Annotated in this window: 11 protein-coding genes; 4 read left to right on the forward strand and 7 right to left on the reverse strand. The window is 44.7% G+C overall.

All coding sequences use genetic code 11. The annotated features are described in order from the left end of the window. Nucleotides 1–28: 28 nt before the first annotated feature. The 3 genes from glnG to add all read left to right on the forward strand — a co-directional run bounded on the left by glnG (nt 29) and on the right by add (nt 5233). Nucleotides 29–1432 carry a nitrogen regulation protein NR(I) gene (gene glnG / locus R7F67_RS01985; protein WP_005379267.1) on the forward strand — a complete coding sequence of 468 codons (1404 nt, stop codon included), beginning with the start codon at nt 29–31 and terminating at the stop codon, nt 1430–1432. A gap of 102 nt (nt 1433–1534) precedes the next feature. Next, nucleotides 1535–4081 carry an EAL domain-containing protein gene (locus tag R7F67_RS01990; RefSeq protein WP_053303413.1) on the forward strand — a complete coding sequence of 849 codons (2547 nt, stop codon included), beginning with the start codon at nt 1535–1537 and terminating at the stop codon, nt 4079–4081. A gap of 147 nt (nt 4082–4228) precedes the next feature. Further along, nucleotides 4229–5233, forward strand: coding sequence for an adenosine deaminase (gene add / locus R7F67_RS01995; RefSeq protein WP_017821942.1), 1005 nt, complete (start codon nt 4229–4231; stop codon nt 5231–5233). Between the two features lie 69 nt (nt 5234–5302). On the opposite strand, the gene hemN is transcribed toward add, so the two are convergent. The 5 genes from hemN to R7F67_RS02020 form a co-directional block, all read right to left on the reverse strand. Then, complete coding sequence (gene hemN, locus R7F67_RS02000) at nt 5303–6694, reverse strand: oxygen-independent coproporphyrinogen III oxidase (RefSeq protein WP_017821952.1); 1392 nt, start codon at nt 6692–6694, stop codon at nt 5303–5305. Between the two features lie 184 nt (nt 6695–6878). Beyond that, on the reverse strand, nt 6879–7367 hold the full coding sequence (locus R7F67_RS02005; protein WP_005379254.1) for a DUF2489 domain-containing protein: 489 nt from the start codon (nt 7365–7367) through the stop codon (nt 6879–6881). 7 nt (nt 7368–7374) lie between these two features. After that, a complete protein-coding gene (yihI, locus tag R7F67_RS02010) occupies nt 7375–7917 on the reverse strand; it encodes a Der GTPase-activating protein YihI (RefSeq protein WP_005379252.1) in 543 nt (180 codons plus the stop codon). After that, entirely contained in the window at nt 7917–8555 is a 639-nt protein-coding gene (locus tag R7F67_RS02015) for a class I SAM-dependent methyltransferase (protein ID WP_005379250.1), read from the reverse strand. The genes yihI and R7F67_RS02015 overlap by 1 nt, the downstream gene beginning before the upstream one ends. An 839-nt stretch (nt 8556–9394) precedes the next feature. Next, on the reverse strand, nt 9395–10012 hold the full coding sequence (locus tag R7F67_RS02020; RefSeq protein ID WP_005379248.1) for a c-type cytochrome: 618 nt from the start codon (nt 10010–10012) through the stop codon (nt 9395–9397). 159 nt (nt 10013–10171) lie between these two features. Between R7F67_RS02020 and yihA the strand changes: the two genes are divergently transcribed. Beyond that, nucleotides 10172–10831, forward strand: a complete 660-nt coding sequence (gene yihA / locus R7F67_RS02025) for a ribosome biogenesis GTP-binding protein YihA/YsxC (protein ID WP_017635019.1) — start codon at nt 10172–10174, stop codon at nt 10829–10831. A 748-nt stretch (nt 10832–11579) separates the two neighbouring features. Here the strand turns inward: yihA and polA are convergent. Both polA and R7F67_RS02035 read right to left on the reverse strand, forming a co-directional pair. Further along, on the reverse strand, nt 11580–14366 hold the full coding sequence (gene polA, locus R7F67_RS02030; RefSeq protein WP_005379246.1) for a DNA polymerase I: 2787 nt from the start codon (nt 14364–14366) through the stop codon (nt 11580–11582). A gap of 618 nt (nt 14367–14984) precedes the next feature. Next, on the reverse strand, nt 14985–15419 hold the full coding sequence (locus R7F67_RS02035; protein WP_005379245.1) for a GNAT family N-acetyltransferase: 435 nt from the start codon (nt 15417–15419) through the stop codon (nt 14985–14987). Nucleotides 15420–15511: the final 92 nt, after the last annotated feature.

Below are 15511 nucleotides of genomic sequence, written 5' to 3' on the forward strand. Positions count from 1 at the left end.
TTTTTCGGTTTGCTGCAAGGATTACTACATGAGTAAAGGATATGTTTGGGTCGTTGATGACGACAGTTCAATTCGCTGGGTAATGGAGAAAACGCTCTCCTCTGCCAACATCAAATGTGAAACCTATGCCGATGGAGAAAGCGTGTTAATGGCGCTCGAACGCGAAGTGCCGGATGTTCTAGTATCAGACATTCGCATGCCAGGTATTGATGGGTTGGAGCTACTAAAGCAAGTACAGCGCGATTACCCAGACCTTCCCGTGATTATCATGACCGCGCATTCAGATTTAGATGCGGCAGTGAATGCGTACCAAAAAGGTGCTTTTGAATATTTACCAAAACCTTTTGATATTGATGAAACTTTAACTCTGGTTGAACGAGCCATTGCACACAGCCACGAAAACAAACGCGAGCAGCTCTCTCCAGAAGACATTCCAGCAGAAACGCCTGAAATTATCGGTGAAGCACCAGCGATGCAAGAGGTGTTTCGCGCCATTGGTCGTCTTTCTCGCTCCTCTATTTCAGTCTTGATTAACGGTGAATCGGGCACGGGTAAAGAACTCGTTGCTCATGCACTGCACCGTCACAGTCCACGTGCTAACAAACCTTTCATTGCGCTCAATATGGCGGCGATTCCCAAAGACTTGATTGAATCAGAACTGTTTGGCCACGAAAAAGGCGCGTTTACGGGAGCAAACAATGTTCGTCAAGGACGATTCGAACAAGCCAATGGCGGCACTCTATTTTTAGACGAAATCGGCGACATGCCATTAGACATTCAAACTCGTTTACTACGCGTTCTAGCTGACGGGCAGTTTTATCGAGTGGGCGGTCACTCTCCGATCAGTGTCGATGTACGAATTGTCGCGGCAACACACCAGAACTTAGAAAAGCTGGTGCACGAAGGTGACTTCCGTGAGGACCTCTTTCATCGCTTAAACGTGATTCGCGTTCAGATCCCGGCACTGCGTGAGCGTAAGCAAGACATTGAAAAGCTTACACAGCATTTTCTTATCCGTGCGGCTGATGAGCTTGGTGTGGAAACAAAAACTCTCCACCCGTCGACTGTAGAGATTCTTAACCGCCTTGATTGGCCTGGCAACGTGCGTCAATTAGAGAATATTTGCCGTTGGTTAACCGTTATGGCCAGTGGTAGCGAGGTGTTACCAAATGACTTGCCAAGCGAACTACTCGAAGAGAAAAAATCCATTTCAGACTCTGCACATGGTAGTTGGCAAGAACAATTGGCGGATTGGGCACGGCATTCACTCGCAGCAGGAGATAAAGAACTACTTTCTTACGCTTTACCAGAATTTGAACGCATTTTATTAGAAGCAGCCTTAGAGCACACTAAAGGTCATAAGCAAGATGCCGCTAAAGTATTAGGCTGGGGGCGAAATACACTCACCAGAAAATTAAAAGAATTGTACTGACAATCACTTACGTGGTGCGTTAACAACGAGCGTCGTTTGTCACTCGATATTAATAAAAACATCAGTACAATTGTGGCGCACCACCATCTATGTGATTAGGCGATGTCTACTGCTACGACTCAAATTACACTGCGTACTGCTGTTCTGATTCCATTTGTCATGATCTTCTTGCTGGCGATCGGTGTCATTGTCTACGTCCAAAAACAAAGTTACGAAGAAGTGGTCACGGATATCAGTGACAAGCAACTTTCCGTGTTAACCGAAAGTGTCCACGACCACCTCAATAGCTATCTACGTAAGCCTTTTACTGCGGTTATGGCTCTCGCGCACAACGTCAGCTATCACAACCTTTATCGCCCTCACGATACCTCAGACATTCAAAACTACCTGCTAAGTGCATTCAAAAATCTTTACCAATCGATACCGCAGTTGGATGTAATCGCATTTGGTTCAGAAAACGGCGACTTTGCAGGCTTTCGCCGCGAACTTTCCGACGATTACACCTTAATGGTGCAAGATCGCCACACCGATGGTGATCTGGTTATTTATGGAACCAACCATGTGAGTAACAACATTCGAACGGTTATCTCCCAATACGATCCTCGCACTCGCCCATGGTATAAGCCCGTTGCAGAGAGCCAAAACGCCACTTGGTCTGAAATTTATACCAATGCTGATGAACGCCAGGATATTACGCTATCAGCCATGACGCCGGTGTACAAACACGACCAATTTGCTGGTGTTTTGGTGACAGACATTCGTATCAATACATTCAACGAATTCCTGCGCGAGTTAAAATACAACACTAAAGCGTCGGTCTACATCATGGACCCAGATCATCGTTTAATCGCTCACTCAGGCCCGGGAAGCGTCATCTCATGGGGCACAAAATTTTCGGATAAAGGGCAGCGTTTGCTTGCCGCTGAAAACGCAGACCCGATCATCAAAATCAGTGCGAGCCGCGTCCGGTCTTTCGATCTCAACAACACCAAGCAACCTTATACTTTTTCATTTGAACATGATGGACAACGTATTTTCAGTCGGCTAACCCCGTATCGAGACCAAGATGGCTTAACATGGTTTATTGGCACCTCCATTTCGGAGTCCGAGCTTCTCGGCCTGTTACCAAAAAGCCAGCAAGAGAGTTGGCTCGTTGGCATTATTGTAAGCCTATTTGGGATCGCCATCAGTTGGATCATTTTCAACCGAGTTACCAGACCAATTAACGCGACGGCCGCCGCCGCTCAGCACCTGGCAAATGGGGATTGGGATAGCGGCATGCCAAAGCCTGGTTATGTGTATGAGACAACCGTACTGGTCCATGCTTTTAATGAAATGGCGAACAATCTAAGAGCTTCATTCAAAGCATTGCGTGAACAGTTGGTTTATGACTCTCTGACACGCTTATATAGTCGTCAGGGTTTGGTCGAAATCTGTGAAAATCAGTCTCATCTTTGTCACGGCAGTTTATTTTTACTTGGCATCAACAAATTTAGAGATATCAACGACAGTGTGGGTCATCACAACGGCGACCAGTTGTTGGTCAGCATCGCTAAAAGGTTAAAACAGCAGTTTCGTGACAACGCATTATTGGCTCGGATTGGTGGTGACGAATTCGCGGTGTTTCTCTCAAATGTCGACACGGAAACCAAAATTAAACAAACCGAGCGTCGATTACAGCAACTCTTTTCCACCCCATTTATGGTGGAAGGCGAGAATGTAGTGATGAAGATTTCACTTGGTATTGTACAAACCCAGCCAAACGAAACCATGCCTTTATGGTTACGCAACGCCAGCATCGCATTAAGTTACGCTAAACAAGACTCACTGACTGGTGTTTGTCACTACAGCCCAGAACTAGCGAGCGCTTCAAAGTTTCGTACGCAAATGCTGACCAAGATCCAAACTGGCATTGAAAACCGAGAGTTTATTCCTCATTACCAACCGATTGTGGATCTCGTCAGTGGCACAGTGTGTGGCGCCGAAGCACTGGCGCGTTGGCATAGCGACTCAGGTATGGTGTCACCATTAGATTTTATCCCAATCGCGGAAGAAAGCGGCATGATCAAAGCCATCGGCCAACAGATTCTGTTACAAGCTTGTCGCGACACTTACCAAGCGATCGAAAGCAAACAGTGGCCGTCGGACTTCCAACTGCATGTGAATATCTCCGTTAATCAACTATCTTGCCCAAGTTTTGTTGATACGGTGACAAGCGTATTGGATATCACGAAATTACCAGCAAGTAACCTCACACTAGAGATCACAGAATCACGTATCATTGATAGCGCACCGACCACACTAGAAAATATGACTAAACTGCGTGAAATGGGTATTGGTATCGCGATAGATGACTTTGGCACCGGCTACTCATCACTGGGTTACCTCCACTCTCTGCCGTTTACCTGCTTGAAGATTGATCGCACCTTCATCAATCAACTCACACAAGAAAACTTAAACAGTTCAGTCGTCGCTGCCGTCATCAATATCACAGCAGGTCTCAAAACTAATGTCGTCGCGGAAGGTGTCGAGGATAGCAATCAAGCACAATTACTGCGCTCTTTAGGCTGTAATCAGGTGCAAGGCTTCTACTACAGCCGCCCTATGCCACTAGAAGAATGGCCAACACATTTGGTGAACATGAAGTAGAAAAGAGCGAGAATCGTTGATTTCCTAGTCATCCTCTACTGACAATCTACCCAACTGTTATTTATACTTAACTGCAAATCTTACCCATGTATTGTCACAGATGATGTTTGGGCCCTGTTCCAGTTCATAACTATCCGGATCGACAAAATGATAACGAAGAACCTTCCTCTTACTGATTTGCACCGTCACCTCGACGGTAACATTCGTACTAAAACGATTCTTGAGCTAGGCCAAAAGTTTGGCATTGCCCTACCAGCGTACGATATTGAGTCTCTCACTCCTCACGTTCAAATTGTCGAAGCGGAACCCTCTCTTGTTGCTTTCCTTTCTAAGCTCGACTGGGGTGTTGCTGTACTGGGCGATCTAGATGCGTGTCGTCGTGTCGCGTACGAAAACGTAGAAGACGCGCTAAACGCACAAATCGATTACGCAGAGCTGCGTTTCTCTCCTTACTACATGGCGATGAAACACAAACTACCAGTAACGGGGGTTGTTGAAGCCGTCGTGGACGGTGTGCAAGCGGGTATGCGCGATTTTGGCGTGAAAGCCAACCTGATCGGTATCATGAGTCGCACATTTGGCACTGACGCATGTCAACAAGAACTGGACGGCATTCTGAGCCAGAAAGATCACATCGTTGCCGTCGACCTTGCGGGTGACGAGCTAGGCCAACCGGGTGATCGCTTTGTGTCTCACTTCAAGCAAGTACGCGATGCTGGCCTTGGGGTAACGGTCCATGCTGGTGAAGCAGCAGGTGCAGAGAGCATGTGGCAAGCAATCAATGAGCTGGGCGCAACTCGTATCGGTCACGGCGTAAAAGCGATTCACGATCCAAAACTGATGGATTACCTAGCAGAAAACCGCATTGGTATTGAATCTTGCCTGACGTCAAACTACCAAACAAGTACGGTAGAAACGCTAGAAAACCACCCTCTCAAGCAGTTCCTAGAGCATGGCGTTCTTGCGTGTCTGAACACTGACGATCCAGCGGTTGAAGGTATCGAACTGCCATACGAATACGAAGTAGCGGCACCAGCCGCTGGCCTGAGCCAAGACCAGATTCGCCAAGCGCAAATCAATGGCCTTGAGATTGCGTTCCTTTCAGAAGCAGAAAAATCGGAACTGAGAGAAAAAGTAAAAGATCGCGCTTAAATCCAGCGAAAACATAAAAAAATGCCAGCATCTGCTGGCATTTTTTATATCTTGAATCTGTATCTCTGATTAAATAACACGAGAGAACTGTTGCTGACGTGCCTTTGCTCGTAGGTATTTATCGAAGCTCATACAAATATTACGGATCAACAAACGACCTCGCAGCGTCACACGAATTTCATTGTCATCCACTTCCACCAGCTCATCGTTAATAAAGGTCTGAAGTAGCTGCAAATCTTCTTTAAAGTACTGTTCAAACCTCACTTTAAACTCAGACTCAATGGCTTTCTTGTCTAACTTGAAGTTACAAATCAGCTGCTTAATCACTTCGCGACGGAGCAAATCATCGGAGTCCAGAGAGACCCCTTTCCATAGAGCGTGACGAAGTTCGTTGACTTGAGCGTAGTATTTCTTCAGCTCTTTCTGGTTTTGCGCGTACGCATCGCCGATCATCGAGATTGCAGAAACACCAAAGCCAACCAAGTCACATTCACCTTGTGTGGTGTAGCCTTGGAAATTGCGATGCAAAATACCTTCGCGCTGGGCAACAGCAAGTTCATCGTCCGGCAAAGCAAAGTGGTCCATACCGATAAATTGGTAGCCAGCATCAGTCAGTGTCGCGATGGTGTCTTGCAGAATCGCCATCTTCTCTTCTGCCTTTGGCAGGTCTTCGTCTTTAATCTTACGCTGCGCTGCAAATAGCTGTGGCATGTGCGCGTAGTTAAACACGGATAGACGGCCCGGCTGCATCTCTAGCACTTGTTCTAGAGTCTTGGCAAAAGATTCTTTGGTCTGCTTCGGTAAACCGTAAATTAAATCTAGGTTCGTCGAACGAAAGCCTAACTCTTTTGCGCGCGCAACCATCGCAACGATGAACTCTTCATCTTGCTCACGATTCACCAGCTTTTGCACTTCTTTGTTGAAGTCCTGAACACCGATGCTCAAGCGATTGAAGCCTTCACTACGCAGATGATCCAGCATGGTCAGCTCGATTTCACGCGGGTCAACCTCGATACTGATTTCAGCATCGCTACTAAAAGTAAACTCTTGGCGTAGCAGGCTCATTACACGCGTGATTTGCTTTTCAGAGAGAAACGTCGGTGTACCACCACCAAAATGCAATTGCGTCACGGTGCGACCAACAAGTAATGCAGCACGTTGACGAATTTCGTGTTCAAGCACGTCGAGGTATTCATCCGCTTTGTGCGAATGGCGTGTAATGACTTTATTACATCCACAGTAGTAACAAAGCTTGTGACAGAACGGAATGTGTACGTACAGCGATAATGGGCGTTCTGGGTATTGAGTGCATGCCATATCATAATCAGAAATGGTGAACGCTTCATGAAACTCCAGCGCCGTTGGGTACGACGTATAACGAGGCCCGGAATAGTTGTACTTATCCAATACCGCTTGATCCCAGACGATTTGCTGTTTCGATTCAGTGTGTTGATTCGACATGGTGGTACTTTCCGTTAAATGCTAGGGCAACGAAAGCCGTCACCCGATATTCAGAGCCGCTATTTTGCCATACGACGATGACAAGCGTGGCAACGCCGACTGGCTTTTTAAGTATAAAACTAAAGAAGTGCTAGCGTGATCACGATACCCCCATTAGTCATAAGGAGACTATTGGGGGTCGCGCTTAAATCATCTGAATATTGATTTGATTATTCAGTGGCTGGACGTTTTTCTGCAACACTTTGAGCTCCTCAATAATCGCATCAGTGAGGCGGCTTTCCGCTTTATGACGCGTCAAGTTCTGTTGCATACGCTCTTTCTTGGCAAGTTGTTGGCGTTCTTCGCCACGCGCCATATCTTTCACTATGTGGTAAAGCTCAGAAATCGCAGGGTACGTTTTATCGAAATCAACGCGGTCTTCACCTTGTACATAATCCATGATGTTATACACACGGATACTGATTTCAGATAAATCGCACTGCCCTTGAATGCCCGCCTGACACAAGGTATGCACATTCTCAAAAATGTTGGCGTTACGTTTGTCTATCGCCAATTTTTGATGCTTCAGCTGCAATTCCTTTTGCTTTTTCAATTGAAGCAGAAGGTAACCTGCATAAGAAGCGAGTGCGATGATAATCACAACACCAGCAATAGCTAATAAGGTTACATTCATAGCTTAATTATCCTTTATAGTCGTCGAAATTAATGTCGTCGAAATCTGCCAGCAAGTCATCATCGTTGCGCGTGCTTTTCTCAGCAGGTGCAGTGAAGTCTTCCTCTTCTTCAGGTTCCAACAAGCCTAGTTGGTCCATTAGCTTCTCAATGCGGTCGAGTTTCTCATCGACGAATTTCTGTAGACCTGTGCCCAGGTTTTCACCCGCTTCAATACGGTCTAGCAACACGTTCAATTGCGCGTCATTTTCTAGCATCTCTAGTTCTTGCTCTGCCGACAAACGACGCTCTTGCTTCGTCATTTTCTTCGCAGGTTCAACAATCAGAGGTATTTTCTTTTTGCTGCCTAAGCGCGGGTCGCGATTTTGTGCAGCAGCTTGCTTTTTCTGCTCGTTAACTTCTGAGTTACGGTTACCCGTTTTCAGACCTTTACGCTTTTTAGCACGCTTGCGTAAACGGCCTTCCACATCAGATTCTGTACGGTTACGAGTTACAACAAACTCAGGTGCACCAGCGGCACCCGGTTTTCTAGATTTTTTACTACGGCTCATTACTGGGGTTTCCTCAGTAAAATTACATCATTACCAATAAATTCGAGTTCGAGCTTATCCCGCTCTGCTAGGAACTGGAACGTGTCACGACTAAAGAACACTACGTGAGTGAGATCGTTCTTATAATGCCATGATTTGAAAGCCTCCACGTCGATGACCATTTTCGTCATCAGGCCTATCCAGCCCCCTGGCTTAACTAAATTCAACCATTGCTTCCACACCAAATCTGGGTGGTAGAGGTGCTCTATCACCTCTGTTGCTGTCATGAAGTCGTACGTTTTTTCTAAAACCGACGTATCAGGGTGGTAGTAGAGATCGTACAACGCCATGTTGTGCCCCGCCTCTTCCAGCATCAAGGAGAGCGTTGGGCCAGGACCACAACCAAAGTCGATACCATTTGATTGTGGAGAAATTCGCTCTGTGATCGGGTCAGCAATACGCGACAAAAAGCGTCGGTAACCCAAATCATCGGGGTTGTTCTCATGCAAATCATAGTGAGCTTTTTCGCTTTCCGCATCCAAACGTTGGTCTGGATTTACGAATACCAAGCTGCACTGCTCACATTGAAGATATTCACGACGCTTATCTTCAAAATAATGGTGAGTGCGCTGATTTTGGCATAAAGGACAGGTATGCATGCTGACTTCCTCAAACAGGGATGCGAAACATACCAGAAAGTGAACTCGGATTGGAGTGTTGTTGAGTATTTTTTCAGCAATTTTTATTAAAAAACTTTGTTTACAACCTATAAAGCTAAAGTAAGTGCTGTAATCTCAATTCAAGTTACGACTGAGCAAGTCAACGGATATAAAAAAAGCGACAGTCAGACTGTCGCTTTCTAAGTGCCATCAATTGGCGAAACTGTGTTGCACACATTTGGTGCACCAATGATCCCTTTGTTTTTAGAGCTTTCCCTGCCAAAAAGAGTTGTTTTTCATCTTCCTGATGAGTTTTGGCTATCCGTTTACTTCCTGTCTACTGAGCAACTTCCTGTGCCTGATCCGTTTCACTGTCTTAACCGTCAGACGAGATGACCATCCTTATCTGATAGGCTCCCTACCTATCTAAATCCCTTTCTAAATCACCAAGCATCCGAGCTACATCCTTGGAGACCTAAACCGTGGTCTTAAATCCTTACATTCACCCCCTGTGAACGACTTCTACTTTACGCCATCCCGTTATGCTCACAAGTAATGGATTGAAAAAATAATCCGCCTATTTTTCTAAAAAATCAAAATTATCATTTAATCAAAAACTTAAAAACACTAACAAGAAAAAGCCAACATCAAGTATGGCAAATGTCTCACAAACTGCCGAGCCAACTATCGCTTTCGTATCCAAACTCGACTGTGATATCTGTCACGAACAAAAATGCCCTAGTGGATTCACTAGGGCATTTTTGTACAAGTTGCTCGAACGATGTAGGGACATCTACCCAACCAGCTCAAGATGCAGGATCTTGAGCGATTTAGGTATATTAGTGCAGACCGCCAACGTATTTAGACAGCACTTCGATATCTTCGTCTGTCATTTTCTTCGCGATGTCGCGCATCATGGCATTCATATCATTACCACGGTCGCCATCACGGAATTTTTCTAGCTGAGCTTTGATGTAGTCAGCATGCTGACCAGAAATTTTCGGGAAACCTGAAAGCTCAGTACCATTGCCACGAGGACCATGACATGCAATACATGCGGTTAGGCCACGCTCGGCATCACCAGCGGTATAAAGCGTTTTGCCTTTTGCTACTACATCTTCAGGTGTTGAGTTTTCTGAAACTGGTAGCGAAGCGTAGTAAGCAGATAGGTCTGCGATATCTTCATCGCTCAGTGGCATTGCCATACCACTCATTACAGGATCGTAACGACCTTGTTTACCACCACTTGTCATGCCTAGCTTAAGTTCTTTTAACTGCTTCTCAAGATACTTAGCGTGTTGGCCTGCGAGTTTCGGGTACGTTGTTATTGCACTGTTGCCATCTGCTCCGTGACAGGCGACACAGGTTTGTGATTTTGCTTTACCAGCCTCAATATTACCTTGGGCCCATACTGAGCAACTGGCTAAAAGACTCAAAATTAGCGCTAATTTCTTCATGACATTCCATTATAATTATCAAGCTTCCAGTACCACGGAATGTGAACATACCGCGTACACTCATGGTACAATAGGCGACCTTATGCCGAGCACGGTTATTTTACACATTTTCACAAAAAAGTAATCAATCGACTACACAAAGTCGAGATGGAGTTAACAGTGAGCGTAAAAATTCATTACCAAAATACGCATTTCATCACCAGCGCACCCGATATTCGTCACCTGCCGGAAGACGAAGGTGTCGAAATTGCGTTTGCAGGACGCTCAAACGCTGGTAAATCGAGTGCACTTAACCGTCTAACTAATCAAAAAAGCTTAGCCAAGACATCAAAGACACCTGGTCGTACGCAATTAATCAACCTTTTCAAAGTAGAAGAAGGTTGTCACATTGTCGATCTACCTGGATACGGTTTTGCTCAAGTACCGGTAGAGATGAAAAACAAATGGCAGAAATCTTTGGGTGAATACCTACAGAAACGCGAGTGCCTAAAAGGCTTAGTGGTTCTAATGGACATTCGTCATCCAATGAAAGATCTCGACCAACAAATGATTTTCTGGGCCATCGATAGCCACATTCCTGTGCAGGTTTTGCTAACCAAAGCAGATAAACTAAAAAGTGGTGCACGCAAACAAACTCTACTGAAAGTTCGTAAGCAAGTAGAAACTTTCGGTGGTGACGTTTCTGTTGATGTGTTCTCTTCACTGAAAGGATTAGGTGTCGATCAGCTACGTGCAAAACTGGATACCTGGTTTGCACCAGCACTAGCGCACCTGATAGAAGAAGACGAACAAGAGATACCAGCGAGCGATGAAGAATAATTAACAATATTTGTTAAATTTCTTCGACACGGCCCTGCCATTTGGTGGGGCTTTTGTTTATCTGAACTAAATAACAGGCAATAAAAATCCCCGCCTTCCTGGCAGGGATAACGGGAGAGAAAAATTGGTAATTATTGTTATGTGACGAAGCATTGCTGAACTGAGATTCGATTTCAATAGGTTAAAAAGCGCTCTTGTTTCCTGTGCATCACCAAACATTCACTCGAAAAACACCCAATAGCTTTACAATTCAGACAGTTAAGCCAAGCAAAGCTTCAAAAAAGATGTAACTTAGTTTCCTTCAAGAAAAAATAATAGTGTGACTGGCGTAAATTTACAGGATGAATAACGCGATAAATTTGAAGGAAAAATCGAGATTTTGCAGTGATTTAGAAAGGTCAAAAAAGAAGGTTTCTGAAGGCTTACTTTAAGCTACTGATCCAAAAGAATAATTTTCTTTCGTCCAATAAAAAACGCCCCAGTCAAAAACTGACTGGGGCGGCTGAATCAGCCTAATCCAATAACGTGAAACAAAAGGTCTGAAAGATAGAACATCTTACCTCTGTACCCTACGAGTATTAATGTACAACAATTGGTCAGAATTGCAAAGAATTTTTGTAGTTTTTTTTCATGAAATTTTTATTAAGCAACATCAAAGTTAACTTTGCGCTAGCTTTTTTAATCTCAAAAAAAAGCCAGCGTTTGTGCGCTGGCTCATAATTAATTGGTTATTTTGGTCTAAAAGTGACTAATGAGCTTGATCCCAGTTATCACCGTGACCTGCTTCTGCAACCAACGGTACTTTTAGCTCTGCTGCAGATTCCATCAATTTCTGTACTTTACTTTCAATTTCGGACAATGATGACTCTTCAACTTCAAAGACCAATTCATCGTGTACTTGCATTAATAACTTCACACGACCATTGCCTTCTTCCTGAATCCACTGATCAACCAACAGCATCGCTTTCTTAATGATGTCCGCAGCCGTACCTTGCATTGGTGCGTTGATTGCCGCACGTTCAGCAGCTTTACGACGCATCCCGTTGCGCGATTTGATTTCTGGTAAATGCAAACGTCGACCAAAAATCGTTTCAACATACCCTTTATCTGCTGCCGTGCTGCGTGTGTCTTCCATGTACTGCATCACGCCTGGGTAACGTTCAAAGTATGTATCCATGTACGCTTGAGCCTCACCACGAGGAATGCCTAATTGCTTCGCCAAACCAAACGCACTCATGCCGTAAATAAGACCGAAATTAACCGCTTTCGCACGACGACGTTGCTCACTTGAAACGTCTTCAATAGAAACACCCATGATTTCTGCTGCGGTTGCCGCGTGGATATCTTTGCCATCACGGAATGCATCCAATAACGCTTGGTCACCAGAAAGGTGCGCCATGATGCGAAGTTCGATTTGCGAGTAGTCGACCGCTAAGATTTTATGCCCTGATGGCGCGACAAACGCTTGACGAATACGACGGCCAGCTTCGTTACGAATTGGAATGTTCTGTAAGTTCGGATCAGTAGAAGATAGACGACCCGTTGCAGTCACTGCTTGGTGGTAAGAAGTATGCACGCGCCCCGTTGATGGGTTGATCATCTTCGGCAGTTTGTCGGTGTAAGTTGATTTTAGCTTCGCCAAACCACGGTATTCCAAAATCAGTTTTGGTAGTGGGTAGTCTAGCGCGAGTTCTTGCAGAACTTCTTCATTCGTCGATGGTGTGCCTGATGGCGTTTTCTTCACAACCGGTAAACCCATTTTTTCAAATAGGATGGCTTGTAATTGCTTTGGCGAGTTCATGTTAAACTCTTGCTCTGCAATTTCGTACGCTTTCTTTTCAAGCTCATCAAGGCGAGCGGTAATCTCGACCGACTGCGCACTCAGCTTCATTTCATCGATAAAGACCCCAGTGCGTTCAATGCGCGAAAGAACTGGCACCAACGGCATTTCAATCTCTTCGTAAACTGTCTTCAGGCTTTCATCCTGCTCGATATTAGCAAACAAGCGATTGTGCAGACGAAGGGTCACATCCGCATCTTCTGCCGCGTATGGCGATGCTTGTTCCAGTTCGATTTGGTTAAACGTAAGCTGATTTTTGCCTTTACCTGCAATTTGCTCAAAAGAAATGCAGCTGTGCTGTAGGAAGCGAAGCGCCAAGCTGTCCATATCGTGTTTACCGCCGACACTGTTGTAGATATACGATTCCAACATCGTGTCGTGCTTGATACCTTTTAGCTCAATGTCGTAACGAGCGAGTACAGACGCATCATACTTTAAGTTTTGACCGACTTTTGCTTTCGCTGCATCTTCAAGAATTGGCTTCAGCTGTTCTAGTACCCAATCACGATCAAGCTGTTCAGGCGCATCTAAATAGTCATGTGCAACTGGCACATAAGCCGCAATACCTTCATCGACAGCGAATGACAAACCAACTAGATTCGCTAGCATGTAATCTAGGTTATCGGTCTCCGTATCAAATGCAAACAGCTCAGCCGTTTGAAGTTTATCTAGCCAAGCATTGAAGGTTTCTTTATCCAGAATTGTTTCATATTGGCTGCGATCGATTGTTACCGCAGAAGTTTCCATCTCGGCTTGAGAAGAAGAAGCTTGTGAAGATCCTGCAAGCTCTACGGCCTCCACAGATCCAGAACCGCCTTCAAGTAGTTCATTCAACCAAGATTTAAACGTCAGTTGGCCATACAGCTTCACTAATTCGTCTTTATTTGGTTCCGCTTTCAGCAATGATTCTGGCGTTTCCTCAAGCTCAACATCCAATTTGATGGTCGCGAGCTCATACGAAAGCATGGCATTTTCTTTGTTGTCGATGAGCTTTTTCGCCATGGTTTTAGAACCACGGAAACCAAGCCCTGCAATATCATCGAGGTTTTCATACAACTTCGTCAGACCACCAATACCTTGCAGTAGTGCGGTCGCTGTTTTATCACCGACACCCGGTACACCAGGAATGTTATCTACTTTATCGCCCATCAGTGCTAAGTAGTCGATGATCAACTCAGGTGGAATGCCAAACTTTTCAACCACACCTTCACGATCCATTACGACGTTCGTCATGGTGTTGATCAAGGTAATGTTATCATCCACTAGCTGCGCCATGTCTTTATCACCAGTACTGATCAATACAGGCATGCCCTTTTGTGATGCTTGGTATGCTAACGTACCGATGACGTCATCCGCCTCGACGCCAGGAACACAGATCAGCGGCAAACCCATTGCACGAATAACATTGTGTAATGGTTCAATTTGACAACGCAGGTCATCCGGCATTGGCGGACGATTCGCTTTGTATTCTGCATACATATCATCACGAAAGGTTTTTCCCTTTGCATCGAAAACCACCGCGATGCGCTCAGACGCAAACTGACGCATCATGCTGCGTAACATGTTCACGACGCCGTAAACGGCATTAGTTGGAATTTCACCATTGCTCATGGTGCCCGGGTAGGCGTGAAAAGCGCGATATAGGTAAGAAGAGCCGTCGATAAGGATCAACGGATTTTCAGGAATACTTGCCATAATTGTCTGTATCCAATTCAGTACTTGAGAGATCTGCCTAGGATGCCATGACTGCTGATCTGAATCTATCTTGTTCGCTCGATCTAGGTCGCGTAAATTTTTCCGACTTTATTCAAGAAAACACCACCCCTGTGGATAACTCTGTTTATAGAAATTATCCACTGGTTATCCAATAACAAAAAACACAAGAAAACACCAACTCAACCTATTGATTTATAATAATAAATTCGCATGACGGCGAGAAGATCAACGATCCTAAAATGATCATCGCATGTGGAAAAGATATTAATAGTGACGTCAAATAGAAATCGTAGAAAAGAAAAAAGCGACCCGAATGGGGTCGCCTAGCAGAAGTGGTAAAGCAAATTCTGTAAATAGAGCAGCTTAACCAAGAAGCTATAAATTACACTGGAAGCAATGTGAGCAATGTCGTGTCAAAAAGAATTCGTGCAAGTTCTCGGAAAAATGTTTCATCACTTCTCAACTTTCAGTTAATTAACTTCTGTTAATAAGTCACTCAACGTCCTTGTGAACTTTCCTCATTCCCTAAGACAGGTTTAATAATAATGATTCTCATTTCGTAGTCAACAGTTAAATGAGAAAAAATCTCATTTATTTTCACATTGCTTTAATGAAATGCACTCGAGACTCTCGAAGATTTACTTTTTCTTCAAACTTTTCAATGATATAGCCATTTCTCAATAACAAGCGAAGCATAGCCGGAAACTGGTTTCGAGATTTCACTTTTAATGTGTTGTAGCCTTGTTCTGCCACCCAATCCTCTTGAGCTTCCAAAAGCAGCTGTGCCACGCCTTCATTTCGAGCTTCAGGGACAACACCACCTAACCAGCTATAGAAAACACCATCCTCTAATTCGTAACCTATTTTGAAGCCGACAATCGTGCCATTTTTTTCTGCAACGAGGATTAAACTGTTTTTCTCTTCTAAACGTTGAGTCATGGAGTCTACCGTTTCTCCTTTCGAAAACTCGGTAACACGCGCCACAACTTGAAGTGCTTCTTCCAATGTGCCTTCACGAATCAGCATTGTCATTGTTCTCTTCTCCAAAGTAAATTACCACCTTCTAAAGAAGGTGGCTTTGTGTGAGCCCCCTAAAAGGGGGCCTTTGTTTAGTCCAGCGCCAA

Source organism: Vibrio sp. YT-17, from assembly GCF_033337375.1.
GTDB classification, from domain to species: domain Bacteria; phylum Pseudomonadota; class Gammaproteobacteria; order Enterobacterales; family Vibrionaceae; genus Vibrio; species Vibrio alginolyticus.

What these genes read in the sequence shown, in the direction of transcription:
- glnG (WP_005379267.1), top strand. Translation starts at nt 29, where the DNA reads ATGAGTAAAGGATATGTTTGGGTCGTTGATGACGACAGTTCAATTCGC.
- R7F67_RS02015 (WP_005379250.1), bottom strand. Translation starts at nt 8,555, where the DNA reads ATGCATACCTGTCCTTTATGCCAAAATCAGCGCACTCACCATTATTTT.
- yihI (WP_005379252.1), bottom strand. Translation starts at nt 7,917, where the DNA reads ATGAGCCGTAGTAAAAAATCTAGAAAACCGGGTGCCGCTGGTGCACCT.
- R7F67_RS02020 (WP_005379248.1), bottom strand. Translation starts at nt 10,012, where the DNA reads ATGAAGAAATTAGCGCTAATTTTGAGTCTTTTAGCCAGTTGCTCAGTA.
- R7F67_RS02005 (WP_005379254.1), bottom strand. Translation starts at nt 7,367, where the DNA reads ATGAATGTAACCTTATTAGCTATTGCTGGTGTTGTGATTATCATCGCA.
- R7F67_RS01990 (WP_053303413.1), top strand. Translation starts at nt 1,535, where the DNA reads ATGTCTACTGCTACGACTCAAATTACACTGCGTACTGCTGTTCTGATT.
- add (WP_017821942.1), top strand. Translation starts at nt 4,229, where the DNA reads ATGATAACGAAGAACCTTCCTCTTACTGATTTGCACCGTCACCTCGAC.
- hemN (WP_017821952.1), bottom strand. Translation starts at nt 6,694, where the DNA reads ATGTCGAATCAACACACTGAATCGAAACAGCAAATCGTCTGGGATCAA.
- R7F67_RS02035 (WP_005379245.1), bottom strand. Translation starts at nt 15,419, where the DNA reads ATGACAATGCTGATTCGTGAAGGCACATTGGAAGAAGCACTTCAAGTT.
- polA (WP_005379246.1), bottom strand. Translation starts at nt 14,366, where the DNA reads ATGGCAAGTATTCCTGAAAATCCGTTGATCCTTATCGACGGCTCTTCT.